22 protein-coding genes and 1 pseudogene are annotated in these 25,207 nt (G+C 63.7%); 17 read left to right on the top strand and 6 right to left on the bottom strand.

Annotation, left to right across the window (positions count from 1 at the left end):
* The first annotated feature begins 25 nt into the window (after positions 1-25).
* The 3 genes from C7441_RS20230 (at position 26) to C7441_RS20220 (ending at position 4,901) form a co-directional block, all read left to right on the top strand.
* Positions 26-835: a MipA/OmpV family protein gene (locus C7441_RS20230; RefSeq protein ID WP_109614416.1), complete on the top strand. Its 810-nt coding sequence runs from the start codon at positions 26-28 to the stop codon at positions 833-835.
* Positions 836-1,070: 235 nt separating this feature from the next.
* A complete protein-coding gene (gene ileS / locus C7441_RS20225) occupies positions 1,071-4,046 on the top strand; it encodes an isoleucine--tRNA ligase (protein ID WP_109614415.1) in 2,976 nt (991 codons plus the stop codon).
* A 183-nt stretch (positions 4,047-4,229) separates the two neighbouring features.
* Complete coding sequence (locus tag C7441_RS20220) at positions 4,230-4,901, top strand: hypothetical protein (RefSeq protein ID WP_109614414.1); 672 nt, start codon at positions 4,230-4,232, stop codon at positions 4,899-4,901.
* Positions 4,902-4,923: 22 nt separating this feature from the next.
* Here C7441_RS20220 and C7441_RS20215 read toward each other — a convergent pair whose 3' ends face one another.
* Positions 4,924-5,376 (bottom strand): nucleoside deaminase, encoded by a 453-nt coding sequence (locus C7441_RS20215; RefSeq protein WP_109614413.1) that lies wholly within the window; start codon positions 5,374-5,376, stop codon positions 4,924-4,926.
* 65 nt (positions 5,377-5,441) lie between these two features.
* On the opposite strand from C7441_RS20215, the gene C7441_RS20210 reads away from it, so the two are divergent.
* The 5 genes from C7441_RS20210 (at position 5,442) to C7441_RS20190 (ending at position 11,817) form a co-directional block, all read left to right on the top strand.
* Complete coding sequence (locus C7441_RS20210) at positions 5,442-7,292, top strand: pseudouridine synthase (RefSeq protein ID WP_109614412.1); 1,851 nt, start codon at positions 5,442-5,444, stop codon at positions 7,290-7,292.
* Positions 7,273-7,827 carry a 16S rRNA (guanine(966)-N(2))-methyltransferase RsmD gene (gene rsmD / locus C7441_RS20205; RefSeq protein ID WP_109614411.1) on the top strand — a complete coding sequence of 185 codons (555 nt, stop codon included), beginning with the start codon at positions 7,273-7,275 and terminating at the stop codon, positions 7,825-7,827. The genes C7441_RS20210 and rsmD overlap by 20 nt, the downstream gene beginning before the upstream one ends.
* Before the next feature lie 278 nt (positions 7,828-8,105).
* Positions 8,106-9,593 carry a M16 family metallopeptidase gene (locus C7441_RS20200; protein ID WP_109614410.1) on the top strand — a complete coding sequence of 496 codons (1,488 nt, stop codon included), beginning with the start codon at positions 8,106-8,108 and terminating at the stop codon, positions 9,591-9,593.
* Between the two features lie 11 nt (positions 9,594-9,604).
* Positions 9,605-10,975, top strand: coding sequence for a M16 family metallopeptidase (locus C7441_RS20195; RefSeq protein WP_109614409.1), 1,371 nt, complete (start codon positions 9,605-9,607; stop codon positions 10,973-10,975).
* Positions 10,972-11,817, top strand: coding sequence for a patatin-like phospholipase family protein (locus tag C7441_RS20190; protein WP_109614408.1), 846 nt, complete (start codon positions 10,972-10,974; stop codon positions 11,815-11,817). The genes C7441_RS20195 and C7441_RS20190 overlap by 4 nt, the downstream gene beginning before the upstream one ends.
* 18 nt (positions 11,818-11,835) lie before the next feature.
* Here C7441_RS20190 and C7441_RS20185 read toward each other — a convergent pair whose 3' ends face one another.
* Both C7441_RS20185 and C7441_RS20180 read right to left on the bottom strand, forming a co-directional pair.
* Complete coding sequence (locus C7441_RS20185) at positions 11,836-13,227, bottom strand: MATE family efflux transporter (RefSeq protein WP_109614407.1); 1,392 nt, start codon at positions 13,225-13,227, stop codon at positions 11,836-11,838.
* Positions 13,228-13,301: 74 nt separating this feature from the next.
* A complete protein-coding gene (locus C7441_RS20180) occupies positions 13,302-13,718 on the bottom strand; it encodes a VOC family protein (RefSeq protein WP_109614406.1) in 417 nt (138 codons plus the stop codon).
* A gap of 194 nt (positions 13,719-13,912) precedes the next feature.
* On the opposite strand from C7441_RS20180, the gene C7441_RS20175 reads away from it, so the two are divergent.
* The 6 genes from C7441_RS20175 to lpxK all read left to right on the top strand — a co-directional run bounded on the left by C7441_RS20175 (position 13,913) and on the right by lpxK (position 19,621).
* On the top strand, positions 13,913-15,262 hold the full coding sequence (locus C7441_RS20175) for a TldD/PmbA family protein (protein ID WP_109614455.1): 1,350 nt from the start codon (positions 13,913-13,915) through the stop codon (positions 15,260-15,262).
* Positions 15,249-16,055 carry a 3'(2'),5'-bisphosphate nucleotidase CysQ gene (locus C7441_RS20170; RefSeq protein WP_109614405.1) on the top strand — a complete coding sequence of 269 codons (807 nt, stop codon included), beginning with the start codon at positions 15,249-15,251 and terminating at the stop codon, positions 16,053-16,055. Before C7441_RS20175 ends, C7441_RS20170 begins: the two co-directional genes overlap by 14 nt.
* Positions 16,056-16,246: 191 nt before the next feature.
* Positions 16,247-16,501 carry a DUF4170 domain-containing protein gene (locus tag C7441_RS20160; protein ID WP_019173619.1) on the top strand — a complete coding sequence of 85 codons (255 nt, stop codon included), beginning with the start codon at positions 16,247-16,249 and terminating at the stop codon, positions 16,499-16,501.
* A complete protein-coding gene (locus C7441_RS20155) occupies positions 16,501-17,292 on the top strand; it encodes a lysophospholipid acyltransferase family protein (RefSeq protein WP_019173620.1) in 792 nt (263 codons plus the stop codon). The genes C7441_RS20160 and C7441_RS20155 overlap by 1 nt, the downstream gene beginning before the upstream one ends.
* Entirely contained in the window at positions 17,289-18,599 is a 1,311-nt protein-coding gene (waaA, locus tag C7441_RS20150; RefSeq protein WP_109614404.1) for a lipid IV(A) 3-deoxy-D-manno-octulosonic acid transferase, read from the top strand. Before C7441_RS20155 ends, waaA begins: the two co-directional genes overlap by 4 nt.
* Before the next feature lie 2 nt (positions 18,600-18,601).
* Complete coding sequence (gene lpxK / locus C7441_RS20145; RefSeq protein ID WP_109614403.1) at positions 18,602-19,621, top strand: tetraacyldisaccharide 4'-kinase; 1,020 nt, start codon at positions 18,602-18,604, stop codon at positions 19,619-19,621.
* A gap of 130 nt (positions 19,622-19,751) precedes the next feature.
* Here lpxK and C7441_RS20140 read toward each other — a convergent pair whose 3' ends face one another.
* Positions 19,752-19,988: a DUF2093 domain-containing protein gene (locus tag C7441_RS20140; protein ID WP_019173623.1), complete on the bottom strand. Its 237-nt coding sequence runs from the start codon at positions 19,986-19,988 to the stop codon at positions 19,752-19,754.
* A gap of 87 nt (positions 19,989-20,075) precedes the next feature.
* Entirely contained in the window at positions 20,076-21,932 is a 1,857-nt protein-coding gene (gene mutL / locus C7441_RS20135) for a DNA mismatch repair endonuclease MutL (protein ID WP_109614402.1), read from the bottom strand.
* 184 nt (positions 21,933-22,116) lie between these two features.
* Here mutL and C7441_RS20130 point away from each other — a divergent pair, with 184 nt between their 5' ends.
* Positions 22,117-22,590 (top strand): GNAT family N-acetyltransferase, encoded by a 474-nt coding sequence (locus C7441_RS20130; protein ID WP_170125204.1) that lies wholly within the window; start codon positions 22,117-22,119, stop codon positions 22,588-22,590.
* 3 nt (positions 22,591-22,593) lie between these two features.
* On the opposite strand, the gene C7441_RS20125 is transcribed toward C7441_RS20130, so the two are convergent.
* Positions 22,594-23,994 (bottom strand): aminotransferase-like domain-containing protein, encoded by a 1,401-nt coding sequence (locus C7441_RS20125; protein ID WP_109614400.1) that lies wholly within the window; start codon positions 23,992-23,994, stop codon positions 22,594-22,596.
* A 103-nt stretch (positions 23,995-24,097) separates the two neighbouring features.
* Between C7441_RS20125 and C7441_RS20120 the strand changes: the two genes are divergently transcribed.
* Together C7441_RS20120 and C7441_RS20115 are read left to right on the top strand one after the other, a co-directional pair.
* Positions 24,098-24,961, top strand: coding sequence for a DMT family transporter (locus tag C7441_RS20120; RefSeq protein WP_109614399.1), 864 nt, complete (start codon positions 24,098-24,100; stop codon positions 24,959-24,961).
* A gap of 122 nt (positions 24,962-25,083) precedes the next feature.
* Positions 25,084-25,207 (top strand): annotated as a pseudogene (locus C7441_RS20115) (acyl-CoA dehydrogenase); the annotation flags it as partial.

The following is a 25,207-nucleotide window of genomic DNA, read 5'->3' as shown; positions in this document are numbered from 1 at the left end:
GGTTGTGTTCGAGAGTGTGCGCGTAATGACGATTTCCTATTGCCGGCTGGCGGCAGCTGTTGCTGCGACCATGATGCTGGGCTTCTCCACCGTGCGGGCTTCGGCCGAAAACTGGTTCAGTGGCGACTGGTATCTTACGGTCGGCGCAGCAGGCTTTATTGCCCCCAGGTTCGAGGGCTCGAAGAGTTCCGTTTTCACGGCATCTCCCCTGATTTCTCTGGGGCGGGCGGGGTCGTTCACGCGTTTTTCCTCCCGCAACGACAATATGTCCTTTGCCCTGTTCGAGGCCGGAACGCTGCGTGCCGGTCCGGTGGGCAAGATCGTCTTCGGCCGCGACGATGGCGACGCAGACGAACTGAAGGGACTGGATCCGGTGAAGTGGGGCGCTGAAGTCGGCGTTTTCGCGGAAGTTTATCCGACCGATTGGCTGCGCGTCCGCGGTGAGGTGCGCCATGGCATCCGCTCTCACAGCGGCGTCGTGGGCGACATCTATGTCGACGCCTTCCAGGACGTCACGCCCGACGTGCGGATTTCCGGTGGTCCGCGCCTGTCGTTCGGGTCAGCCAAATATCTGGACGCATATTACGGTGTTTCGGCAGATGAAGCTGCGCGCTCGGGCCTTGGCGCATACACTCCTGAGAGCGGCCTGACCTCGATCGGCGTCGGCGGCGCGGTGACCTGGAAGACGACCGAGAAGATAACGACCAGCGCGTTCAGCGAATACAGGAGACTCCTGGGGCCGGCGAAGGATTCGAGCCTTGTGCGGGAACGCGGCTCGCCGAACCAGTTCATGCTCGGTGTTTCGGGCACTTATCGCTTCGATTTCACCATGTGACGGCGTTGCGAAGCGCATTATGGGCTTTATTCTCCTGTCCGGCTCCATTAAAAGCGCGGCCATGAGATGTTTCGCGCCTGTCTTCGCGATTGCTATACGAATTACAGGCCCGGCCTTCCGGGTGGCCTGACGCCGCCTGAAAGTCCGGGATGTTTGCCTGTGCGCCGCCGGCGCTCCCCCGATATAATAGTTGCACGCCCGTTGCGGCTTCGCCGGGCAATCCGATGGCAAGACAATGACTGATACGTCCGAAAAACTCGATTACTCCAAGACCCTCTATCTGCCGCAGACGGAATTTCCGATGCGCGCCGGCCTGCCCGAGAAGGAGCCGGTGACGGTTGCCCGCTGGCAGAAGATGGACCTCTACAAGCGCCTGCGCGAAAGTGCGGCCGGGCGCGAGAAGTTCGTGCTGCATGACGGCCCGCCCTATGCCAACGGAAACATCCATATCGGCCACGCGCTGAACAAGGTGCTGAAGGACGTCATCACCCGCTCGTTCCAGATGCGCGGCTACGATTCCAACTATGTGCCGGGCTGGGATTGCCACGGCCTGCCGATCGAATGGAAGATCGAGGAAAAATACCGCGCCGCCGGCAAGAACAAGGATGAGGTTCCGGTCAACGAATTTCGTCAGGAATGCCGCGACTTTGCCGCGCACTGGATCGGTGTGCAGACGGAAGAGTTCCTGCGGCTCGGCGTCATCGGTGACTTCGAGAACCCGTATACGACGATGGCGTTCCATGCCGAGGCACGCATCGCGGGCGAACTGCTGAAATTCGCCAAGTCGGGCCAGCTCTATCGCGGCTCCAAGCCCGTGATGTGGTCGGTGGTGGAGCGTACGGCGCTCGCCGAGGCCGAGGTCGAATATCAGGACTACGAGTCAGATACGATCTGGGTGAAGTTCCCGGTCATGAAGCTCGAGGTTCCGGCCGATGCTGACGCCGCTGCGGCCTCGCGCGGCAAGGTCGATTTTCGCCCCGACCTGCTGAATGCCTGTGTCGTCATCTGGACGACGACGCCGTGGACGATCCCCGGCAACCGCGCCGTGAACTATTCGCCGCGCATCGGCTATGGCCTCTACGAGGTGACGGCAGCCGAGAACGACTACGGCCCGCAGCCCGGCGAAAAGCTGATCTTTGCCGATGCGCTGGCCGAGGAAGCCTCCGCCAAGGCCAAGGTCACGTTGAACCGTCTTTTCGATGTTTCCTCCGATGAGCTTGGCAGCCTGACGCTTTCCCATCCGCTGGAAGGTTTTGGTGGCGGTTATGAATTCCCTGTGCCGATGCTGGCGGGCGAGCATGTCACTGATGATGCCGGCACCGGCTTCGTGCACACCGCGCCCGGCCACGGCCGCGAGGACTTCGACGCCTGGATGGATGCCGCCGCCGCGCTCGAAAAACGCGGCATCGACACGCGCCTGCCGTTCACGGTGGACGATGCCGGCTATTTCACCAAGGATGCGCCGGGCTTCGGCCCGGATCGCGAGGGTGGGGCTGCGCGCGTCATCGACGATCACGGCAAGAAGGGCGATGCCAACAAGGCGGTCATCGAAGAGCTGATCAGGCGCAACATGCTGTTTGCGCGCGGCCGTCTGAAGCACAGCTATCCGCATAGCTGGCGCTCCAAGAAGCCGGTGATCTTCCGCAACACGCCGCAGTGGTTCGTCTACATGGACAAGGAACTCGGCGACGCGACTACGCTGCGCTCGCGCGCGTTGAAGGCTATCGACGACACTCGTTTCGTGCCGGCCGCCGGCCAGACGCGCCTGCGCTCCATGATCGAGGAGCGTCCGGACTGGGTGCTTTCGCGCCAGCGCGCCTGGGGCGTTCCGATCGCGATCTTCGCTGACGCGGATGGCACGGTGCTGGTCGATGATGAGGTCAATGCTCGTATTCTCGAAGCCTTCGAGAAGGAGGGCGCCGATGCCTGGTTCGCCGAAGGCGCGCGCGAGCGCTTCCTTGGCAGCCGTGCCGACGAGCCATGGACGCAGGTGATGGATATCCTCGACGTCTGGTTCGATTCCGGCTCCACCCACACCTTCACGCTGGAGGATCGCCCCGACCTGAAATGGCCGGCCGATGTTTATCTCGAAGGCTCCGACCAGCATCGCGGCTGGTTCCATTCCTCGCTCTTGGAAAGCTGCGGCACGCGCGGCCGCGCGCCCTACAATGCCGTCGTCACCCATGGTTTCACCATGGACGAGGATGGCCGCAAGATGTCGAAGTCTCTCGGCAACACGGTGGTACCGCAGGACGTCATCAAGCAGTCCGGCGCCGACATTCTGCGCCTGTGGGTGGTGACGACCGACTATTGGGAAGACCAGCGCCTCGGCAAGAACGTGCTGCAGACCAATATCGACGCCTATCGCAAGCTGAGAAATACCATCCGCTGGATGCTCGGCACGCTCGCCCATGACGAGGGCGAAGATGTGCCAGTGGCCGAGATGCCGGAGCTGGAGCGGCTGATGCTGCACCGTCTGGCCGAGCTCGACGAGACCGTGCGTGCCGGTTACGACGCGTTCGAGTTCAAGCGTATCACGCGCGCGCTCGTCGATTTCATGGTGGTGGAGCTGTCAGCCTTCTACTTCGACATCCGCAAGGACGCGCTCTATTGCGACGCGCCGTCGAGCAAGCGCCGCAAGGCGGCCATGCAGGTGGTGCGCCATCTGTTCGACCGTCTGGTGACATGGCTGGCGCCGATGCTGCCTTTCACCACCGAGGAAGCCTGGCTCGAGCGCTATCCGGCGTGCGAATCGGTGCATCTGGAGCAGTTCCGTGACGTGCCGGCCGACTGGCGGAACGAGGCGCTGGCCGAGAAGTGGCGCAAGATCCGCCAGGTGCGCGGCGTGGTCACGGGCGCGCTCGAGCTGGAGCGGGCCAGCAAGGCCATCGGCTCTTCGCTGGAGGCGGTTCCGGTCGTCTACATCGCCGATGAAACGCTGGCATCGGCGCTCGACGGCATCGACATGGCCGAGATCAGCATCACCAGCGATCTTACCGTGTCGCGCGAGGCCGCACCTGCCGGTGCCTTCACGCTGCGCGAGGTGCCGGGCGTAGCCGTCGTGGTGGAAAAGGCGGAAGGCAAGGGCCTGCGCAAATGCGCGCGCTCATGGCGCTACACCGCCGATGTCGGCTCCGACGCGGCCTTCCCGGATGTGTCGGCGCGCGATGCCGCTGCGCTGCACGAACTGGAAGCGCTGGGCAGGCTTTGAGCAAACCGAATCGGAAAGGGCAGCGGCGGCGGTCGTTGCCCTTCGGGGGCGCTTGCGTTAAAAGCCGGAATTCCGGCCGACAAATTGTCGCCGGATTCCCATCAGATGAGGATGCGGGGATAGCCGGACGCCAGTCCGGAATTCGGCGAAAGCGAGAGGCGGTTTGCGGTGAAATTTTCTGGCATGACTGAAAAGACGCGCGCGCGGGTTGCCCTGCTGGCGCTCGTGGCCTCCGGCCTTGCTGTGTCTGGCTGTGTGAGTTCGCCAACCTACGGAACGGACAAGACCTCGACCGAGCAGCTTGTCGGCGACGTCACCGGAATCCTGTCGGTCGCGCCGAAGAACCGCGAGAAGATCGACTATAAGCCGCGACCTGAGTTGGTGAGGCCCAAGCCGGGCGAAAAGCTCAATCTTCCAGCGCCGCAGGAGAATATCGTGACGGCCAGCAACAGCGCATGGCCCGAATCGCCGGAACAGCGCCGTTCCCGCATGCGCGCCGAAGCGACGGCCAATCGTGACAATCCGGGCTGGGAGCCGGAAATCCAGGGAGACCTGAATGCGCCGTCTTCGGCCAGATCCCTGCCGCTCGGTGTTTCGCAGCGCACGCAGGATTCGGGTCTTGGCAAGCCCGGCATGGAGCGGGACCAGCGCGAGGCGTTCAACAAGCGTCTTGCCGAGACACGGCAGGGCAATCCTACTGTTCGCAAATATCTCAGCGAACCGCCGCTGGATTATCGCCAGCCGTCCGCGAGTGCGCCGTCTGGCGATATCGGCGAAGATGAATACAAGAAGGAGCGCCGCCTGAAAGCTGCTGCAGGCAAGAAGGGCAGCTGGCGCGATATCCTTCCCTGGTAGGGTAAAAAGCAGGTACCGTGGCCTATGGTTCGCGGCGGGCCTGAAAAAAGTCCTTGAGCAGTGCCGCGGCATCGCATTCGGCTATGCCCGGATAGATATCGGGCGCATGATGGCAGGTGGGTGAGGTGAAGAACCTGACGCCATTGACCACTGCGCCGCCTTTTTCATCGGCCGCGCCATAATAAAGGCGGCGGATGCGGGAAAAGGAAATGGCGCCCGCGCACATGGTGCAAGGCTCCAGCGTTACATAGAGGTCGAGGCCGGTCAGTCGTTCGGACGACAGTTTTTTCGAAGCTTCGCGGATGACCAGCATTTCGGCATGAGCGGTCGGGTCGTTGAGTTCGCGGGTGCGATTGCCGGCACTGGCGACGACCGCGTGGCCATTGGCGAGGACTGCCCCGACCGGCACTTCGCCACGGTCCGCGGCCGCTTTTGCCTCGGCAAGCGCAAGCGCCATGAAATCCGGTCGTTTCAAGCTGTTATTCCCTCGCAACCGACAAGTGTTCCTGTTATCTACCGCCCCGGAAAGGCAAATGCCACATGGACGACGATCATAAAAAATCTCCGCGTAAAGGCGGCTTCAAGGCAGGCGGTGCACGCGGCGGTAGCGGCGCGCCGCGCAAGGGCGGCAAGCCGGGATTCGCGGGCAAGCCACGCGCCGAAGGGGCAAAGCCCTTCGGCAAGCGCGGTGAACGCGATGCCGGCGACAAGCCGCGCTTCCAGCGGCGCGATGAAGCCACGGGCTCCGAGCGGCCAAGGCGCGATTTCTCTCGCGACGACCGCCCGCGCGAAGACGGCGAAGGCGGCTTTCGCAAGCCGTCGCGTTTCGAGGGCAAGCCTTACGAAAAGCGGACTGGCCCGCGTCCCGGCCGTGCCGAACGGGAAGGCGCGCAGGGCAGGGAATTTTCCCGCGAGAACCGCAATGAAGACGCCCGCCGGGAGCGTCCGCAGTTCGAGCGCTCGCATCCGAAGCGCGAGGGTGGCTTCGAAGGACGCCGGCGTCCGGAAGGCGGCAAGCCGCAGGCAGCCCGGCACGGCAGTGGTCCGCGCAAGCCTTTCGAGCGCGCCAATGCGGTGGAAGAGGCTCCGGGAGAGCGCATCGCCAAACGCCTGGCGCGTGTCGGCATCGCCTCGCGGCGGGATGCGGAGGAACTGATCGCCGCCGGCCGCGTGCGCGTCAACGGACAGGTTCTGACTTCGCCGGCCTTCAATGTCATGCCGCAGGATCGCATCGAACTCGACGATCAGGTCATTCCGCCGGTCGAGCGTACGCGGCTGTTCCTGTTCCACAAGCCGGCCGGCGTGGTCACCACCAATCGCGACCCGGAAGGCCGCAAGACCGTTTTCGACATACTGCCGGCCGACCTGCCGCGCCTGATGACGGTCGGCCGCCTCGACATCAACACTGAGGGGCTTTTGCTGCTCACCAATGACGGCGGCTTGTCGCGCGTGCTGGAACTGCCGGCCACGGGCTGGCTGCGCCGCTACCGGGCGCGCGTTCACGGCAAGGTCGATGAAAAGCAGCTTGCGGGACTGAAGGAAGGTATTGCCGTCGATGGCGTCTTCTACGGTTCCGTCGAGGCTTCGCTCGATCGGGAGCAGGGCACCAATGCATGGCTTACCCTCGGTCTGCGCGAAGGCAAGAACCGGGAGGTGAGGAACATCCTCGGTGCGCTCGGCCTGACCGTGACGCGGCTGATCCGCATTTCCTATGGCCCGTTCCAGCTTGGCGAGTTGCCGGAAGGTCATGTGCAGGAACTGAGCGGCCGCACGCTGCGCGACCAGCTCGGAGAGCGCCTGATCGAGGAAGCCGGCGCGAATTTCGACGCCGACATCATCAAGCCGTTTTCCAACAAGCCGGTACGCAGGGAGACTGCCAGGCCCGAGGGCGAAGCACCAGCCAGGGCGCCGCGCGGGCCACGGCCGCTGGAGATCGGCGAGGGCGGACTGATCAAGCGCAATCGCAAGCGCGAGCAGGAGCGCCATCGCGAAGACATGCGCGACCGGTTGCAGACGAAGCCGGATCGCAGCTTTGGGCAGGAGCGGGGTGAGCGCCCGGATCGCGGCGGCAAGTTCAAGCGCGCAGAGAAGCCGGGCGAACATGGCGGCCGCTCCTTCGAGGCGCCGGGGCAGCGAAAGGCCAATGTCTGGATGGCACCCGGCGCGCGTCCGATCGGCAAGGGCAATGCCGGAGCAGACAAGGCGGAAGCGCCGGCGCGCAAATCTGCCAAACCGCATCATGGCAAGCCGTTCTTCGATAAGCCCGGCGGCGGCAAGTCGGGCTTCGGCAAGCCGCGTCGTGAAGGTGACGGGGGCAAGGGGCCACGCGGCGGCGGTGATCGTCCGTCCGGTTCACGCGGGGGCAAGGGCAATGCGGATCGTCGGCGGTGAGTTTCGCGGCCGGCCGCTGGCCACGCCACGCAGCAACTCCATCCGCCCGACCACGGATCGCACCCGCGAGGCGCTGTTCAATGTGCTGGCGCATCGCTTCGGTGACCGCCTGGAAGGCGCGCGGGTGCTCGACCTGTTCGCCGGCACCGGTGCACTGGGGCTGGAAGCCGTGTCGCGCGGCGCAGCCTTTTGCATGTTCGTGGAAGAGTCGACGGAAGGACGCGGCCTGATCCGCGCCAATGTCGAGGCCTTCGGCCTCACCGGTCGCACCAAGATTTTCCGGCGCGACGCCACCCGCCTCGGCCCGGCAGGAACGGTCCAGCCCTTCGGGCTCGTCTTCGCCGACCCGCCCTATGGCAAGGGGTTTGGCGAAGCCGCGCTGCGCTCGGCTCTGGATGGCGGCTGGCTGGCGGAAAATGCGCTGTGCGTGGTGGAAGAGACGGCCTCCGTGTCGTTCGATCCGGGCGCGGACTTTGTCATCATCGATGAACGCGGCTATGGCGACACGATCATACGGCTGATCGAACCGAGGTGATCTTTTCCAGAAGCGCCGTCTTATTCGTGGCTTGAGGCGCTGAACTCTACCAGAACCTGAAATCCGCTACCGGCGGTGGAAAGCGTTCCACGCGTGCGGGCGAGACTGCGACGATTTTCCCCGTCAAGCGCGCGTTTTTTCCGCGTCGTAGTCCAGTTTCGGCCTTTTTCATTTGCAATTAAACGCCCGAGCTTTTCCGAAATGCCATCCGGATACCTATATCCGTATTGCTAGTGGGGACCGGAATCCCGAAATAACGAGAAGCCAAGGAGCCATCGATGACATTCGAAACCGGTTGGGCAAACCGGCGCGCCGGCAACATGCTTGCTGTCGTGCTGGCGATGGTGCTCGCCATTGCCGCACTTCCAGCTTTTGCCGAAGCCAGGAACCCATCGCCTGTTGCCGACTTCACGCTCGACAACGGCATGGAGGTTGTTGTCATCCCCGACCATCGCGCGCCGATCGTGACGCATATGGTCTGGTACAAGATAGGCAGCGCCGACGAGCCGGCAGGCAAGTCGGGTATTGCCCATTTCTTCGAACACCTGATGTTCAAGGGCACGACCAATCACAAGGCCGGCGAATTCAGCGCCAAGGTGGCGGAGATCGGCGGCAGCGAGAACGCGTTCACGTCTTATGACTACACGGCCTACTACCAGACCGTGGCGCCCGATGCGCTTGAAACCATGATGGATTTCGAGGCCGACCGCATGCACAATCTCATCCTCACCGATGATGTCATCGTGCCGGAGCGCAATGTCATCCTCGAAGAGCGCCGCATGCGCATCGAAGGCAGCCCCGAGGCGCTGCTGAGCGAGGAAGTGCAGGCCACGCTCTATCAGAACCATCCCTACCGCATTCCGGTCATCGGGTGGATGCACGAGATGGAGCAGTTGAACCGCGAGGAAGCGACCGACTTTTACAAGCGCTACTATGCGCCCAACAATGCCGTGCTGGTCGTGGCCGGCGACGTGACGCCTGAAAAGATGCGCGAACTTGCCGAGAAGACCTATGGCAAGGTTCCGCGCGGCCCGGCGCTGCCGGCGCGCGAGCGCCCGACCGAACCGCGCCAGAAGACCTCGCGCACTGTCACGATGACCGACGAGCGGGTGACGGTGCCGAGCTTCTCCAGGCAGTGGGTCGTGCCCTCCTACCACCGTTCGCAGAACGGCGAAGCGGAAGCGCTGGACCTGTTGTCGGAAATCCTCGGCGGCGGAATGCGCAGCCGGCTGTACCAGCAGCTCATCGTCAAGACGGGCCTGGCTTCCGATACCGGCGCCTTCTATGATGGCACCTCGCTCGATGACACCACCTTCACGGTCTACGGCTCGCCGCGCGGCGAAGACAGTCTCGACAAGGTGCAGGCCGCTGTCGATACCGAGATCGCCCGCATCGTCAAGGACGGCGTCAACGCAGACGAACTGGATAAGGCCAAGAACCGCTATGTACGCGGCATGGTCTTTGCACGCGACAGGCAGTCGAGCATGGCCAATATGTTCGGCGCTGCGCTGACCACCGGCAGCACGGTCCAGGACGTGCAGGCGTGGCCCGAAAGAATTCGGGCAGTCACCGCCGAGCAGGTGCAGGCCGTTGCCGCCAAGTATCTGCGACCGGAGATTTCCGTGACGGGCTATCTGCTGCCGAAGGCGAAGGGTACGCCGGAACTGGCCGCGCAGGCTCCTGCGGCCAAGCCGGCAGCGCAGGATGCCGAGTCCGAGGGGGATGTTTCAGCCGATGCTCCGGCCACGAGCGTCCCGGCCAACTGATCGGAAAGTCCATGACCTTGAATTTTGCTACACGCGCCAGGCAAACGGCGGTTGCTGCCGCCGCGATGCTCTCGTTCATCCTCATCACGTTCCAGGGCCTCGATCCCGCTTATGCGGATATGAAGATCCAGGAAGTGAAGTCGTCGAGCGGCGTCACCGCCTGGCTGGTCGAGGACTATTCGGTCCCGATCGTCGCCATGAATTTTGCCTTTGCGGGCGGTACCACGCAGGATCCGGCCGGCAAGGAAGGCCTCACCAATCTCATGACCGGGTTGCTCGACGAAGGAGCGGGCAAGCTCGACAGCGAGGCCTTCCAGGCCAGGCTGGACGATGCGGGCGCCGAAATGCGCTTCAGCGCGGGACGTGACACGCTCTACGGATCGATGCGGCTGCTGGCCGACCGGAAGGACGAAGGGCTGGACCTGATGCGCATGGCGATCAACGAGCCACGCTTCGACAAGGCGCCGCTGGATCGCGTGCGCGGTCAGATCGTGTCCGGCATCCTCGCCAGCGCGCGCGATCCCAAGCAGGCGGCTGAGCTCAAATGGTCCGAGGCCCTGTATGGCAACCATCCCTATGCGCGTCGTAGCGAGGGGACCGAGCAGACGCTGGATACGATCACCGCGGACGATCTGCGCGCCCTGCATAAGGCATTGTTCGCCCGCGAGAAGCTGACTGTGGCTGTGGTCGGCGCGATCGATGCCGAAACGCTGAAGGCCGATCTCGACAAGCTGTTCGGCGATCTGCCGGAAAAGCCGAGCCTGACGCCGGTTGCCGACATTCAGCCGAAGCTCGGCCAGCACGTGCATGTCGACTATCCTCTGCCGCAGACCAGCATACAGCTTGTCTATCCCGGCGTTGCCCGCAATAATCCGGAATTCTTCAGCACGGTGCTGATGAATCAGATTCTGGGCGGCGGTACGTTCAGTTCGCGCCTTTTCGACGAGGTTCGGGAAAAGCGTGGACTGGCTTACGGCATCTCGTCGTCGCTGGTGAATTACGACCACGCCTCGGCGCTCAGCATCGATACCTCGACGCGGGCCGACAAGGCGGGCGAAACGCTGGAGATCATTCGCGACGTGGTGAAGAAGATGGCGGACGAAGGACCCACCGCGACAGAACTGGCGGATGCCAAGAAATATCTGATCGGCTCCTACGCCATCAACAATCTGGATTCGTCGGGAGCGGTGGCCGCTACGCTGGTGCAATTGCAGCTCGAGGACCTCGGCATCGACTACATGCAGCGTCGTGGCGATCTCATCAATGCGGTGACGCTGGAAGATACCAAGGCCGCCGCTCGCAAGCTGCTTGCGGCCGATCCCTCTGTGCTGATCATCGGGCCGGGGCCGACCGCAATCAGCGATGCGGGGCACAAGGGATGAGTGCGAGCTTCGCTGTCGCATTTGGTGGCGGCGGAGCACGCGGCCTCGCACATATCCATGTCATCGAGGCTCTGGACGAGCTTGGCATTCGCCCCGTGGTGATCGCCGGCTCATCCATCGGCGCGATCATGGGGGCGGCCATGGCGGCGGGCATGTCGGGCCGCGAGATCCATGACTATGCACACGGCATCCTGGCCAGGCATTCCGAAGTTGCCAGCAGGATGTGGCGGGCGCGTCCCGGCACTCTGTCTGAAATGGTGGAAGCCGGGATCAAGGTCAGCCAGTTCAACATCGAGCGCATCCTGCGCGCCTTTCTGCCGGAGCAGATTCCGGAATCGTTCGAGAAGCTGGCGATCCCGCTGGCCGTGACGGCAACCGACTATTTCGGCCATGAACTGGCGGTGTTTCGCGAGGGCGAGCTGCTTTCGGCGCTGGCAGCTTCTGCCGCTATTCCCGCCGTCTTCGCGCCGGTGCGCCGTGACGGCAGGCTGTTGATCGATGGCGGCATCTACAATCCGGTTCCCTTTGACCTGCTCGAAAACACGGCCGATTTCGTGATTGCCGTGGATGTGGTCGGCGTGCCGACCGAAAACGGCAATGGCAAGCTGGGAGCCGTCGACGTCATGTTCGGCGCGACCCAGATCATGATGCAGTCGATCATCGCCGGGAAGCTGGAGCACAGCCAGCCCGACATTCTCCTGCGTCCGCCGGTGTCGCGCTTCCGTTCCCTCGATTTCCTGAAAGTCGACGCGGTGCTGGCCGAAACGGCCCCGATAAAGGATGAACTCAAGCACGCCGTGGAAGCGCTTCTGCGCGGAAACCAGAGACGCTCGAACGCATGATCTTTGCAGCCGATACTTCTACGGCCCCGGCTGTGGCGCGGTAGCTGCCTTGCCCGTGGAGAAGGGCGATTGCGCGGAGGGCGGCAATTGCGGCACGTCCTCAATTCCGGGCGCGACCGGCTGGCTGGCCAGCGAGCGTACGACGCGGAAGCACACCATCATGGAGATCACGCCGAAGACGATGGCGCCGAGACCCCAGCCGGCGATGACGCCCTTTGCGCCGTAGAAATGCGCGCCGGCCCAGACGAACGGAATAATGCCGAGCGTCGAACGACCCCAGTTGAATACGGTCGAATAGGTCGCATAGCCGAGATTGTTGAAGGCCGCGCTGGAAACGAAGATCGCGCCGTTGAACAGGAAGCTGCCGGCCGCGAAGAAGCAGAAGAATACGATCAGCTCGCGCGCCAGTCCCTGAGCGCCGAAAATGTCGGCGATCGGATGCGCGAAGATCGCCAGCAGCGCCCACACCGCCAGCACATAGGCCACAGTGAAGACAAGGCTGTCGCGCATGGTCGTGACCAGACGGTCATATTTGTGCGCGCCGAAATTCTGGCCGAGGATGGGGCCGACCGCGCCCGATAGCGAAAAGATCACGCCGAACGCCACCGGCACGATGCGGCCGATGATGGCCCAGCCGGCGACCGCCTGGTCTCCGAAGACGGCGATTTCCGCTGTCACATAGGCATTGCCGACCGGCGTGGCGAGCTGGGTCAGCACCGCCGGCAGGCCGATGGCGAAGAACGGACGGAACGCCTGCCGCAGTCTTTCCCAGTCCGGCAAGCGCATCAGCCCGTGTATGCGGTGCGCGCCATATATGCCGATGGCGAGCATCACGAAGCGCGACAGGACGGTGGAGATTGCCGCGCCTTCCAGTCCGAGCCCGAAGCCGAAGATGAGGATCGGATCGAAGATTGCCGCCGCCACGCCGCTGCCGAGCGTTACATACATGGCGCGCCGCGCATCGCCCGTGCCCCGCAGGATGCCGCTTGCGCACATGCCGAGTGCCATGACCGGTGTGGAGAAAAGCACGATCTGGAGGAAGAGCGTCGAAAGTTCCAGCGTTTTGCCGGTCGCACCCAAAAGCGCATTCAACTCGCGCAGGAATGGCCATGCGGCAATGCTCATGGCCGTGCTGGTGAGGCCCATGAACACCATCGCCGCGCCGCCCATCTGCGCGGCTTCGTCCCGGTTGCCTTTGCCGAGCGCGCGCGACACCAGTGCGCCGCAGGCAATCGTCAGGCCGATCCCGATGGAGAGCGTGAAGAAAAGCAGGGTGGAGGCAAAGCCGATCGCTGCCGCCAGTTCCTCCACGCCGAGCAGTGAAATGTAGAACAGGTTCAATCCATCGACGATGAAGACCGAAACGAGGCCGATAGAGCCCGTGGCCGTCATGACGATCACATGCCGCATGGTCGAGCCGGTGATGAATTTCGCCGTGTGTTGCTGGACCTGCGCGGGTGCTTTCCCGCTTGTCGTCGATCCACTCAATGCGCAAAAACCTGCTCGAGCGAGCGGAAGCCTTTGAATTCCAGCGCGTTGCCGGATGGGTCGCGGATGAACAGCGTGGCCTGTTCACCGGGCTCGCCGGCAAAGCGAACCATCGGGTGCTCCAGCCAGTCTACGTCGTCGCGTGCTTGCAGGCGGTCGGCAAGCGCCTGCCAGTCCTCCATCGGCAACACGACGCCGAAATGGGGGATGGGAACGAGTTTGCCGCCGACCTGGCCGTCATTGGCCGCAGTGGGCACGCCCGGCCGCAAATGCGCCGACATCTGGTGGCCAAAGAGGTCGAAATCGACCCAGGTTTCCGAAGAGCGACCGATCGCGCAGCCAAGGACGTCCTGGTAGAAGGCGCGCGTTTCTTCAAGGTTGCGGACGGGAAAGGCGAGGTGAAACGGTGTCATGATTTCGGCGCTCCTCTTGTCGTAGCGGCAGTGTTGCCTCTGCCAGCCGGGGTCCGGATTACGTTCCCAGTTTCGATGCTATCCTTGAGTCTCCCTCTTAACCCATTGCACAAGCGGGGGCGGAACAATAGATGGTTCAGATGGCGGCCGCGCCAAAGGGCGCGAACCACGCAAACGGTTTTAGGAATATGCGCATGAACGATGACGCCACAAGAGATGCCGCAAGGCTCACTGATCGCGTGACCGCGCTGGTTGAGGCCGCGAAGAAGGCTGGTGCCGATGCGGCCGATGCGGTCGCCATGCGTGGTCGCTCCACCAGTGTTTCGCTTCGTCTCGGCAAGGTCGAGGGCACGGAATCCTCTGAGAGCGAAGACATGTCGCTGCGGGTTTTCGTTGGCCAGCGCATCGCCAGCGTTTCGGCGACCGCCACGTCCGACCCGGCCCAGCTTGCCGAGCGCGCCGTGGCGATGGCGAAGGTATCTCCGGAAGACCCCTATCAGGGACTGGCGGACGCCGCATCGCTGGCGAAGTCGATCCGCAATCTCGACCTTTTCGATAGCACGGTCGTGTCCGCCGACCGATTGAAGGAAGATGCGCTGGCGGCGGAAGAGGCGGCACTTGCGGTGGCCGGCGTCACCAATTCCGGCGGCAGCGGCGCAAGCGCGGGCATGGGTGGGCTGGTGCTTGCCACCTCGCATGGCTTCGTCGGGCAATATGCGGCGACGCGCTTCGGGCGCTCCACCAGCGTGATCGCGGGTGAGGGCACCGCGATGGAGCGCGACTATGATTTCTCCTCGCGCCTGCATTTCGCCGATCTCGACGCCGCCGAAACGATCGGCCGCAACGCCGGCGAACGTGCCGTGCGGCGACTCAATCCGCGCAAGGCCAGGACGGGGCCGATCGATGTGATCTTCGATCCGCGTGTGGCGCGCGGTATTGCGGGCCATCTCGCCGGCGCCATCAACGGCGCTTCGGTGGCGCGCAAGACCAGCTTCCTGCGTGATATGATGGGCAAGCAGGTGGCCTCGACCGCCATCGCCGTTATCGATGAACCGCTGCGCATGCGCGGGCCATCGTCGCGTCCCTTCGACGGCGAGGGCGTGGAAGGCGAAAAACTCGCCATGGTCGACAAGGGCGTGCTGAACCACTGGTTCCTGTCGGTTTCGGCCGCGAAGGAACTTGGCCTGCACACCAATGGTCGTGGTGTGCGTGGCGGCTCATCCGTCTCGCCGGGTTCCACGAACCTGTCGATTGAGCCCGGCGAACGTTCGCCGGAAGATCTTATTCGCTCGCTGAAAACGGGCTTTTATGTCACCGAGGTCTTCGGACAGGGCGTCAACATGGTGACCGGCGAATACAGTCGCGGGGCTTCGGGCTTCTGGATCGAGAACGGCGAACTGGCTTATCCGGTGTCGGAGGTCACGATCGCCTCCAACCTGAAGGATATGTTCCTGCGCATGGTTCCGGCCAGCGATCTCGACCGCAATTTCGGCACGGCTGCACCCACCTTGCTCATCGAAGGAATGACGCTTGCCGGAAGCTGAGAAAGCCGGCATGGCGCCCAACACGGAAGATCTGGCGCTGCTGCTCGATGTGGGCCGCGAGGCTGGTGCGATTGCCATGCGCTATTTCGGGCAGAACCCGGAAGTGTGGATGAAGTCGGGACAATCGCCCGTCAGCGAGGCCGATTTCGCGGTCGACGCCTTCCTGCGCGAGACGCTGACGGCAGCGCGCCCACATTATGGCTGGCTATCGGAGGAAACGGCGGACAGCGAGGCCCGGCTTTCGGCGGGACGCACCTTCGTCGTCGATCCCATTGACGGCACGCGCGGCTTTCTCGAAGGTTCGACCTCGTGGTGCGTCAGCCTTGCCGTCGTGGAAAACGGCCGTCCGATTGCCGGTGTGATCGACTGCCCGGCGCTGGGTGATGTCTTCTCAGCGCTGCCGGGCAAGGGCGCCCGCAAGAACGGCAGCGCTATCCGTGTTCGCAAACCCGGCGCGCTGCTCGAAGTCGGCGGCCCGAAGCCGTATTTCGACGAATTGCCGGAAGGCTGGCGTGAGCGTGCGCATCGTGTCCAGCATATCCCCTCTTTGGCCTACCGGCTGGCACTGATTGCAGAGGGGCGGATCGACGCAACTTTCGTCAAGCCCAACGCGCATGACTGGGACATTGCCGCAGCCGATCTCATCCTGCGCGAGGCCGGCGGACATATTCTCGACGCCAGCAGCGCGGTGCCCTTTTACGGCGGCGCGATCACGTCGCATGGCGCGCTGGTGGCGGGAAGCGGCGAATTGCTTCATGCCATCGCAGGCGTGATTGCCGGGACGGAAAGCTGAAAAACCGAAATGGTTTCAAATCTGGTGAATTTGCTCTAGACCATGATGCCGAAAAGTGTGAAGCGGTTTTCGGATGACATCATGGTCTATCTAATTGATTTTGCCGCATGTGTGCGACGCCAAGTGATTCCACCTGGCTGCAACATGCTCCAGGAAGTGGCAAATTTGTCATTCACGATTCAGGAACACCCATGACCGAGGAAGACGGAAAAAAGCAGCTTTTGCATCTGGTTTTCGGCGGAGAGCTGAAGTCGCTCGGTTCGACCGAATTCCGCGATCTCGATGCGCTCGACATCGTCGGCATCTATCCGGATTACAAGTCGGCGGAAACGGCATGGCGCGCAAAGGCGCAAGCGAGCGTGGACAACGCGCATATGCGCTATTTCGTGGTTCATCTTCATCGGTTGCTCGATCCGGAAAGCGGCAAGGGTCCCGGTCAGAATTGATGGAAGAAAAGACACTGGCACAGCCGGCGGCGCGCGTGACGACCGCAAAGCCACGCAATGCGAGCGCAATGAAGGGCTTCTGGCGCAAGATTCGCAAACCTCTGGCGCAGTCCCGCTTCGCCAAGGGCATGATTGCGTCCTTCCTCGCGAACGCGTTGCGCTTTGTGCGCTTCACCAATCCACTGTCCAAGAGTTCCTCGGACCTCAAGATCGCCTATGAGGAACTGTCGCCCGCGATCATCGCGCTCTGGCATGGCCAGCACCTGCTGGCGCCATGCTTTCTGCCGCGCGGCCAGAAGATGCTGGCAATGGTCTCCCGCAGCGCCGATGCCGAACTCAACGCGCTGGCTCTGGAAAAATTCGGCTTCGAAGCCGTGCGCGGCTCCGGTGGCCGCAGTGACAGGCAGCATATGGAAAAGGGCGGTGCGCGCGCGCTTATCATGCTCAAGCGCGCACTCGATGCCGGCACCAACGTTGCCATGATCGCCGACATTCCCCATGGCACGCCGCGTGAAGCCGGTCTGGGCATCGTCACGCTGGCGCGGCTTTCCGGTCGCCCCGTGGTGCCGCTGGCGGTCGCCACCAGCCGCCGCAAGGTGCTGGAGCGCACCTGGGACAAGACCACCATCAACCTGCCTTTCGGCCGCTCGGCGGCGATCATCGGCGAGCCGATAACGGTCCCGGCCGATGCAGACGAGGAACTGATGGAGCGCAAGCGGCAGGAACTGACGGCATCGCTTAACAGGGCAACCGAGGATGCCTATCGCATTGCGGAGGGTGGTCGCGCATGAGCGAACGCTGGGCGCGCGCGGTTCTTTCGACCTACAGTCTTGCCGGGTCGCTGGCCTATCCGGTGATCGGCACCTATGTCGCGTGGCGCTCCAGCAAGGGCAAGGAAGACCCCGTGCGGCGTCGCGAGCGCTATGGCCGGGCCGGGCGGCCGCGTCCGGAAGGGCCGCTGATCTGGCTGCATGCCGCAAGCGTGGGCGAGACGCTGGCCGTTGCGCCGCTGATAGAGACCATTCTCGGCTATGGCATCAATGTCGTTCTGACCACCGGCACGGTGACTTCGGCCGCTCTTGCCAATGAGCGTTTCGGCGAGCGCGTGATCCATCAATATGTCCCGCTCGACCTCAAGCCGGCCATCAGCCGCTTCCTGGACTACTGGAAGCCGGACCTCGCCATCATTGCCGAATCCGAGATCTGGCCGATGACGATCCTGGAACTCGGCAAGCGCCGTGTGCCCCAGGTGCTGGTCAATGGCCGCCTTTCGGACCGGTCCTTCGCTTCGTGGAAGAAGCGTTCCTATCTGGCCGAAGCGCTGTTCGAGAACCTGGCGCATGTGGTGGCCCAGTCCGATCTCGACGGCAAGCGCTTTGCTGCGCTCGGCGCCCGGCCGGTGACGGTCTCTGGAAATCTGAAGGTCGATACGCCGCCGCCGCCCGCCAACGAGCGCGAGTTGCAGGCGCTGAAGCGGCAGATCGGCAATCGCCCGACATGGGCGGCAATCTCCACGCATGACGGCGAGGAGAGCGTGGCGGCGGAGGTGCATATGCGCCTGCGTGCGCGCCATCCGGGGCTGCTCACCATCATCGTGCCGCGTCACCCCGACCGGGCCGATGCGCTGGTGGAAGAATTTTCGGCCCTCGGCCTCAAGGTCAGTCGCCGCAGTGCGCGGGAGGCGATCGCGGCCGACACCGACATATTGCTTGGCGACACGATCGGCGAGATGGGGCTTTACCTGCGCCTGACGGAGATCGCCTTCGTCGGCCGCTCGCTGACGGGCGAGGGCGGGCAGAACCCGCTGGAGCCGGCGATGCTCGATACGGCGGTGCTTTCGGGCAAGAACGTACAGAATTTCCGCGACAGCTATCAAAGGCTGATACAGCGCGGCGGCGCCAAGCTGGTGCGCGACCGTGACATGCTTGCGGGTGCGGTGAACTATCTGCTGCTGAACGACAACGTGCGGCACAAGATGATGCTGGCTGGAAACGCGACCGTCGGCGAAATGCGCGGCGCGCTGGCGCGAACGCTCAAGGCGCTGGATCCGTTCATCCAGCCCCTGATCGTCAAGTCGCGCCTGAAAGGGACGCGTTAGGCGTGGCGAGCGAAGCGCCCCCCTTCTGGTGGGAGCGTCCGGACTGGCGCGCCTATGCGCTGTTGCCTGTCTCGGCGCTCTATGGCTTCGTTGCCAACCGTCGCATGGTGCGTGCGCGGCGCGAGCGCTTCGACCTGCCGGTGCTATGCGTGGGCAATTTCACGGTCGGCGGTTCGGGCAAGACGCCGGTTGCCATCGCCCTGGCCAGACAGGCACGCAGCATGGGGCTTTCGCCCGGCTTCCTGTCGCGGGGCCATGGCGGCAGCTTCGGCCAGCCGCACATCGTTGATGCCCATCATGACAGCGCAAAGCATGTCGGCGACGAGCCGCTGCTTCTGGCCGAGCATGCGCCGGTGGCGGTCACTCCCAACCGGGCGGCCGGTGCAAAGCTGCTTCTGGAGCAGGGTTGCGATTTCCTCATCATGGATGACGGCTTCCAGAGCGCGCATATCCATATCGACTATGCGCTGCTGGTGGTGGATGCTCGCTATGGTCTGGGCAATGGCCATGTCATTCCCGGTGGGCCGATGCGCGCGCCGCTGGTTGGTCAGCTTCGCTATGCGGATGGCATCCTGAAAATGGGCGAGGGCGCGGCTGCCGACGACATTGTGCGCAAGGCTTCGCGGGCCGGCAAGGCGGTGTTCGAGGCGGCAGTGCGACCGCGCGATGCGGAAAGTTTTGCCGGGCGGCGTTTTTTTGCCTTTGCCGGTATCGGGCATCCGGAGAAGTTTTTCGATACGCTGCGGCGCACCGGCGCGGCAGTGGAAAAGACCCGTACCTTCGGCGACCATCACGTCTATGCCGAAGACGAGTTGAACGATCTGGCTGCTGCCGCGCGCGCCGAGAACCTTGAACTGATCACCACGGCCAAGGATGCCGCACGCCTGCGCCACAATGCGCCGGCGAACCTTCTTGTCGGCCTCGATGTGCTGGAAGTCGATGCGGTATTCGAACTGGCGCATGCACCCGCCCGCATCGTGGATGAGACGATCGAAGCATGGCGGCGGCGCCGCTCGGCTTAAAGCTTGCGGGTTTTCGGAGCGAGAGGACTTTTCGTTGAATCGTTCCTCGCTCTAGATTTTTACCGAAGCATGATCTTCCGAAAAATCTGCCGCATTTCGCTGACGCGATCCTTCGGCTCGGGATCAGGCGTCAGCCTTTACGCACCCGCAGTTCGGGATGTGCTTCCAGTTCCCGCTGCAGCGCGACCTCGGCGTTCACATAGGGTTCCTGCCTCGCGACGCTCCAGTATTTGAGTTCATCGAGCGGAATCGATTCGCCCGTCACCGCGCAGCGCACGAAGGAGCCGGGACTGGTGACCTGGAAATCGCCATCGAGATAGCGGATACGGGCTTCCCGTGCGCCGGGGCCTTCGAAACGGTTCATCATCTTACATTCAGCCTGTTATTCAGCAGTGTTCCGCCACAAATCCCCGGCAAGGTCAAGCTGGTTGGACGGCGCAACGGTCGCCGGCGCTCAGCGTCGACCGAACAGCCTTTCGATGTCGGCGAGCTTGAGTTCGATATAGGTCGGGCGGCCGTGGTTGCAGGTGCCCGAGCCGGGCGTGGCTTCCATCTGCCGCAGCAGCGCATTCATTTCTTCAGGCAGGAGCCGCCGGCCCGAGCGAACCGAGCCGTGACAGGCCATGGTCGCGGCGATCTTGTCGAGCCGGGCCTTCAGCGTTTCGGTGGTGTCGTTGTCGGCAATTTCATCGGCAAGGTCGCGCACGAGTTGCGCCACATCGGTTTCGCCGAGCATGGCCGGCGTCTCGCGCACGGCTATCGCGCCGGGCCCGAAGCGCTCGATGCCAAGGCCGAACTGCCGCAACGTCTCGGCGTGCGAGGCAAGGCGGGTGGCATCGTCTTCGGGCAGATCGACAATTTCGGGCAGAAGCAATATCTGCGCGGGCAGGGCGCGCGAATGAATGGCGTTCTTGAGCGCTTCGTAGACAAGCCGTTCATGCGCGGCGTGCTGGTCCACGATGATGAGCGAATCCCCCGTCTGCGCAACGATGTAGTTCTCATGCACCTGAGCGCGTGCGGCTCCAAGCTGCATTTGCAGCAGTTCGTCGGCTATGTCCGCCTGCCCGGCGCGCGCATCAACGCTGGCAATTGACGGGCCGGTGTCGAAGCTTGCCTGTGCGGTCTCCGCGAAAGCCGGACCGGCCGGTTCCAGCGGGCGATATGGCGAGTAGGCAACATCGAAGCCTGCGGTGCTCGCCGCCCTGAAACCGGGATTGAAGCTGCGATGCCCGTTGGCCGGGCCGGGATGGCCATAGGCCGCCGCACCGGGGCGGAAGGCGCTCATCATGGCCGACGCGCCGGATGTGGCCGAACGTAGCCCGGCTTTGGCAAGCGCCTCGCGGATGGCGCCGACGATCAAGCCCCGCACCAGCCCCGGATCGCGGAAGCGCACATCGGCCTTTGCCGGATGCACATTGACGTCCACCGTTGCCGGGTCGAGCGTGAGGAACAGCACTGTGATGGCGTGGCGGTCGCGCGGCAGCACGTCGGCATAGGCGCCGCGGATGGCCGAGGCGATCAGCTTGTCGCGCACCGGCCGGCCGTTGACATAGGCATATTGCTGCAGCGCATTGGCGCGCGAATAGGAGGGGATCGAGACGTGACCGGCAAGCTGCACGCTCTCGCGCATGGCATCGAGAGCGATGGAGTTTTCCGGGAACTCCTTGCCCATCACCTGGGCGATGCGGCCGAGACGGCCTTCCGCCGTGTCGTCGCTCGCCGGTAGCTCCATCGTGGTGCGGTCCGGGCCTGAAAGGGTGAAGCGCACCTTGGGGAAGGCGATGGCGATGCGCTTGACGACATCGCTGATCGCTGTCGCCTCCGCGCGCTGGCCTTTCATGAATTTCAGGCGGGCAGGGGTAGCGAAGAACAGGTCGCGCACCTCCACCGACGTGCCGCGATTGGCCGCCGCCGGCCGCACGGGCGAGACATTGCCGCCCTCGATGGAGATTTCGGCGGCTGCGTCGGCCCGCGCGGTGCGCGAACGGATCGTAAGCCGCGAGACCGAGCCGATGGAAGGCAGCGCTTCGCCCCGAAACCCCAGCGAGCGGATGTCGTGGATGTCGTTGCCCAGCTTGGACGTGCAATGGCGTGAGACGGCCAATTCCAGTTCATCCACGGGAATACCGGAGCCATCGTCGCTGACGCGGATGAGATTGAGGCCGCCGCCGGCGGTGGCGACTTCCACGCGGTTCGCGCCTGCGTCGAGCGCATTCTCGACCAGTTCCTTGACCACGCTTGCCGGGCGCTCAATGACCTCGCCGGCAGCGATCTGGTTGATCATCGTTTCGGAAAGATGGCGTATTCTCATGCCGGCATATTACCCGGATTCTGCGTTGGCGGGAAAGCGTTTCGCGAGCATCTCCCGCCGCTGAATCTTCAGTCGAATAGCGCGGCGATGCAAACGTGATCGTGCTCCCGGTCCAATCGAGACCCGACATGGTATAGAGTTTCGCGGGCAATCCCGGAGAGGAAAGGTGACATCGGATTTTCGCTTGATCGACGGCACTGCCACGCATGTCGATGCGGCTGCCGCAATCTGGGCCGAGGCGACGGCCAGGCGCGACGGCGAGGCCGACGTGGCGGCGCTCGAGCTTGCCCGTCCGATCATCCAGCGCATACTTGACAGTTCGCCGCGCGCATTCCTGCCGGTCGCATTGGCGCGCGACGATGCGGCTGTGGCATTCGCGGCCGTCGCTCCCGTCGAAGAGACGGGGGAGCGCGACGCGGAAGTCCATTATCTCGGTGTTGCGCCGCTCTGGTGGGGGCGTGGCGTCGGCAGCTTTCTCCTGAAGGGTGTCATGGGGGAACTGAAGGTGCGGGGCTTCGCGCAGGCAAGGCTTTCCGTCTATGCCGACAATCCCGGAGCACTACGGCTCTATGAGCGCATGGGCTGGCAGGTGCATGGCGTGGGCAAGATCCATCCGCGCTCCGGCAGGATCGAGCGGGAATATCGGCTGGTGCTGTAAGTTTCAGGCCATGGCCCGTTCCAGTACCGCGAAGATGCGTGGGTCGAGCGACTGCGCCACGTTGAATCGCAGAAAACCCTTGGCCGATTGTGACAGGCTGAAGGCGTTTCCGGGCGCCAGCACGACGTTTTCGGCGAGCGCGCGACGGGCAATCGTCGCGGCATCCAGCCCGTCCGGCAGGCTGCACCACAGGAACATGCCGGCACGCGGCTCGATCCATGGTTTCAGGCCAAGCCGGTTGAGGCGGGGCCCTGTCTCGCCCATTGCGCGGGCCAGGCGCGCGCGCAACGCTTCGACATGCTTGCGGTAGCTGCCGTCCTTCAACAGGGCATGCACGAGTTCGGCCGAAAAATGCCCGCCGCCGAAGGAGGTGGCGAGCTTCAGGTCGATCAGCCCCTCGATCCAGTCGGGTCGCGCGGCGATGAAGCCGCAGCGCACGGCCGCCGACAGCGTCTTGGAAAAGCTGCCGATGTGGATGACGCGCTCGAGCCCGTCGAAGGCGGCGAGGCGAGGGGCGGGCTCGGGCTCGAGATCGGCGAAGATGTCGTCCTCGATAATCGTCAGGTCATGCTGCTCGGCCAGCTTCAGCACGCGGTGCGCCATGACCGGCGACAGCGTCGCGCCGGTCGGGTTGTGCAGGCCGGAATTGGTGATGTAGAGGCGCGGCCGATGCTCGGCCAACACCTGCGCGAAGATTTCGAGATCCGGTCCGTTCGGTGTGTAAGGCACGCTCACCACCCTGGCGCGATGCGCCCGCAACATGGCGTGAAAGTTGAAGTAGCAGGGGTCGTCGAGCAACACCGTGTCGCCGGGGTCGAGCAGGAAGCGGCAGAGCAGGTCGATCGCCTGAGACCCCGATTCCGTGAGCATGATTTGGCGCGGCTCGGCCTCGATGCCGTGCTCGGCCATGCGCCGCGACAGAAGCTGACGCATGGGACTGAGCCCCAGTGGCGGGCCGTAGTCGGTAAGGTCGACCTGTTCCGAACGCGCCAGCGTCCGCAGGGCGCGCCGGATCGCCTCATCGGGCATCCATTCCTTTGGCAGCCAGCCGCATCCGGGCTTGAGCACGGTATCGCGGGCTTCCAGAGATTGCCGCGAGACCCACAGCGGATCGACCTCGCGGTCGAGGCGCGGTCCGATCTCGGCCAGCGAAAGCGGTGGCATATGGCCAGCAACATAGAAGCCGGCGCCGCGCCGCGAGCGGATCTGGCCTTCGGCGGCAAGCCGGTCATAGGCTTCCACCACGGTCGATTTGGAAACCTGCATCGTAACGGCAAAGGCTCGGATGGAGGGGAGCCTTGCACCGGGCGCCAGCGCACGGGCCGCGATGCGCGCGCGTATCGCCTGCATGACCTGCTCGACCAGCGTGCCGGGCTCGTCTTCGATGCGTTGCTGCAGTGTCATCTGTACCGGTCCCTTTGACAATACAGTTTGATTAAACTGTACCGGACTGTCTCTGGTCGCGCCAGCCGGGAAGATCGATACCCCGCTCAAACAGGAGCGTGGCATGGACAAGTCTGCAAGCGGTTGGGTCAACGGGTTTGTGGGCGTGCTGATCTTCAGCGGTTCGCTGCCGGCCACGCGCGTGGCCGTGGCGGATTTCGACCCGGTTTTCCTCACCGTCGCGCGTGCCACCATTGCCGCGTTGCTGGCGCTCGGCCTGCTGGTGGTTTTTCGTGAGAAGCGGCCCGCGCGCGACGATCTCGTGTCGCTCGTGGTCGTGGCGCTGGGCGTGGTCGTCGGCTTTCCGCTGCTGACCGCGCTGGCGTTGCAATATGTCACCTCGGCCCATTCCATCGTCTTCATCGGCCTGTTGCCGCTGGCGACGGCGATCTTCGGCGTGTTGCGCGGCGGCGAGCGGCCGAAGCCGGCTTTCTGGCTGTTTTCGGGGCTGGGCAGCCTCCTCGTTGCCGGTTTTGCGCTGACACAGGGCTTTGCCGCTTCCCCGGTAGGCGACTTGCTGATGCTTGGAGCGATCGTCGTCTGCGGTCTGGGCTATGCGGAGGGGGCAAAGCTGTCGCGCAGGCTTGGCGGCTGGCAGGTCATTTCATGGGCGCTCGTCATTTCGCTGCCGGTGATGGGCGTTCTGATGGTCCTGACCATGCCCGTCTCGTTCGCAGGTATCGGCCGCGATGCGTGGATCGGGCTCACCTATGTCTCGCTGTTCAGCATGCTGATCGGCTTCGTCTTCTGGTATCGCGGGCTGGCGCTCGGCGGCATCGCCGTAGTGGGGCAGCTTCAGCTTCTGCAGCCGCTTTTTGGTCTGCTGCTGGCCGCGACCCTGTTGCACGAAACAGTCGGCTGGTCGATGCTTGCCGTCACCGCCGCCGTGGTGCTGTGCGTGGCCGGAGCCAAGCGTTTCGCATCGTAGGCGGCCTTCCGCTTGAAATTTCCGACATTGTGCAGCATTGCAGCCGCATCGGAAAATCCTTTTGCCTGCGGACGATCTGCGCTAAGGTGATATTTCAAGCTTCAAATAACTCGGAAGGCGTCATGAACATCGAGAAGAAGGTCGGCTCGGCAGCCAGTTTTGTTTGGGAAGATCCGTTTCTGCTTGAAGGGCAGCTTTCGGAGGACGAGCGGATGATCCGCGATGCGGCGGCCGCCTTTGCCGCCG

The organism is Pseudaminobacter salicylatoxidans (assembly GCF_003148475.1).
GTDB lineage: Bacteria > Pseudomonadota > Alphaproteobacteria > Rhizobiales > Rhizobiaceae > Pseudaminobacter > Pseudaminobacter salicylatoxidans.
The sequence above is the reverse complement of the archived record's forward strand: the minus strand, read 5'-3'. Positions and strand labels throughout refer to the sequence as shown.

Coding starts and splice junctions, on each gene's coding strand:
- C7441_RS20210 (WP_109614412.1), top strand. CDS start 5,442: ATGGACGACGATCATAAAAAATCTCCGCGTAAAGGCGGCTTCAAGGCA.
- C7441_RS20230 (WP_109614416.1), top strand. CDS start 26: ATGACGATTTCCTATTGCCGGCTGGCGGCAGCTGTTGCTGCGACCATG.
- C7441_RS20120 (WP_109614399.1), top strand. CDS start 24,098: ATGGACAAGTCTGCAAGCGGTTGGGTCAACGGGTTTGTGGGCGTGCTG.
- ileS (WP_109614415.1), top strand. CDS start 1,071: ATGACTGATACGTCCGAAAAACTCGATTACTCCAAGACCCTCTATCTG.
- C7441_RS20185 (WP_109614407.1), bottom strand. CDS start 13,227: ATGCGGCATGTGATCGTCATGACGGCCACGGGCTCTATCGGCCTCGTT.
- C7441_RS20125 (WP_109614400.1), bottom strand. CDS start 23,994: ATGACACTGCAGCAACGCATCGAAGACGAGCCCGGCACGCTGGTCGAG.
- mutL (WP_109614402.1), bottom strand. CDS start 21,932: ATGAGAATACGCCATCTTTCCGAAACGATGATCAACCAGATCGCTGCC.
- C7441_RS20180 (WP_109614406.1), bottom strand. CDS start 13,718: ATGACACCGTTTCACCTCGCCTTTCCCGTCCGCAACCTTGAAGAAACG.
- C7441_RS20160 (WP_019173619.1), top strand. CDS start 16,247: ATGACCGAGGAAGACGGAAAAAAGCAGCTTTTGCATCTGGTTTTCGGC.
- waaA (WP_109614404.1), top strand. CDS start 17,289: ATGAGCGAACGCTGGGCGCGCGCGGTTCTTTCGACCTACAGTCTTGCC.
- C7441_RS20190 (WP_109614408.1), top strand. CDS start 10,972: ATGAGTGCGAGCTTCGCTGTCGCATTTGGTGGCGGCGGAGCACGCGGC.
- C7441_RS20140 (WP_019173623.1), bottom strand. CDS start 19,988: ATGATGAACCGTTTCGAAGGCCCCGGCGCACGGGAAGCCCGTATCCGC.
- C7441_RS20175 (WP_109614455.1), top strand. CDS start 13,913: ATGAACGATGACGCCACAAGAGATGCCGCAAGGCTCACTGATCGCGTG.
- C7441_RS20220 (WP_109614414.1), top strand. CDS start 4,230: ATGACTGAAAAGACGCGCGCGCGGGTTGCCCTGCTGGCGCTCGTGGCC.
- rsmD (WP_109614411.1), top strand. CDS start 7,273: ATGCGGATCGTCGGCGGTGAGTTTCGCGGCCGGCCGCTGGCCACGCCA.
- C7441_RS20200 (WP_109614410.1), top strand. CDS start 8,106: ATGACATTCGAAACCGGTTGGGCAAACCGGCGCGCCGGCAACATGCTT.
- C7441_RS20155 (WP_019173620.1), top strand. CDS start 16,501: ATGGAAGAAAAGACACTGGCACAGCCGGCGGCGCGCGTGACGACCGCA.
- C7441_RS20195 (WP_109614409.1), top strand. CDS start 9,605: ATGACCTTGAATTTTGCTACACGCGCCAGGCAAACGGCGGTTGCTGCC.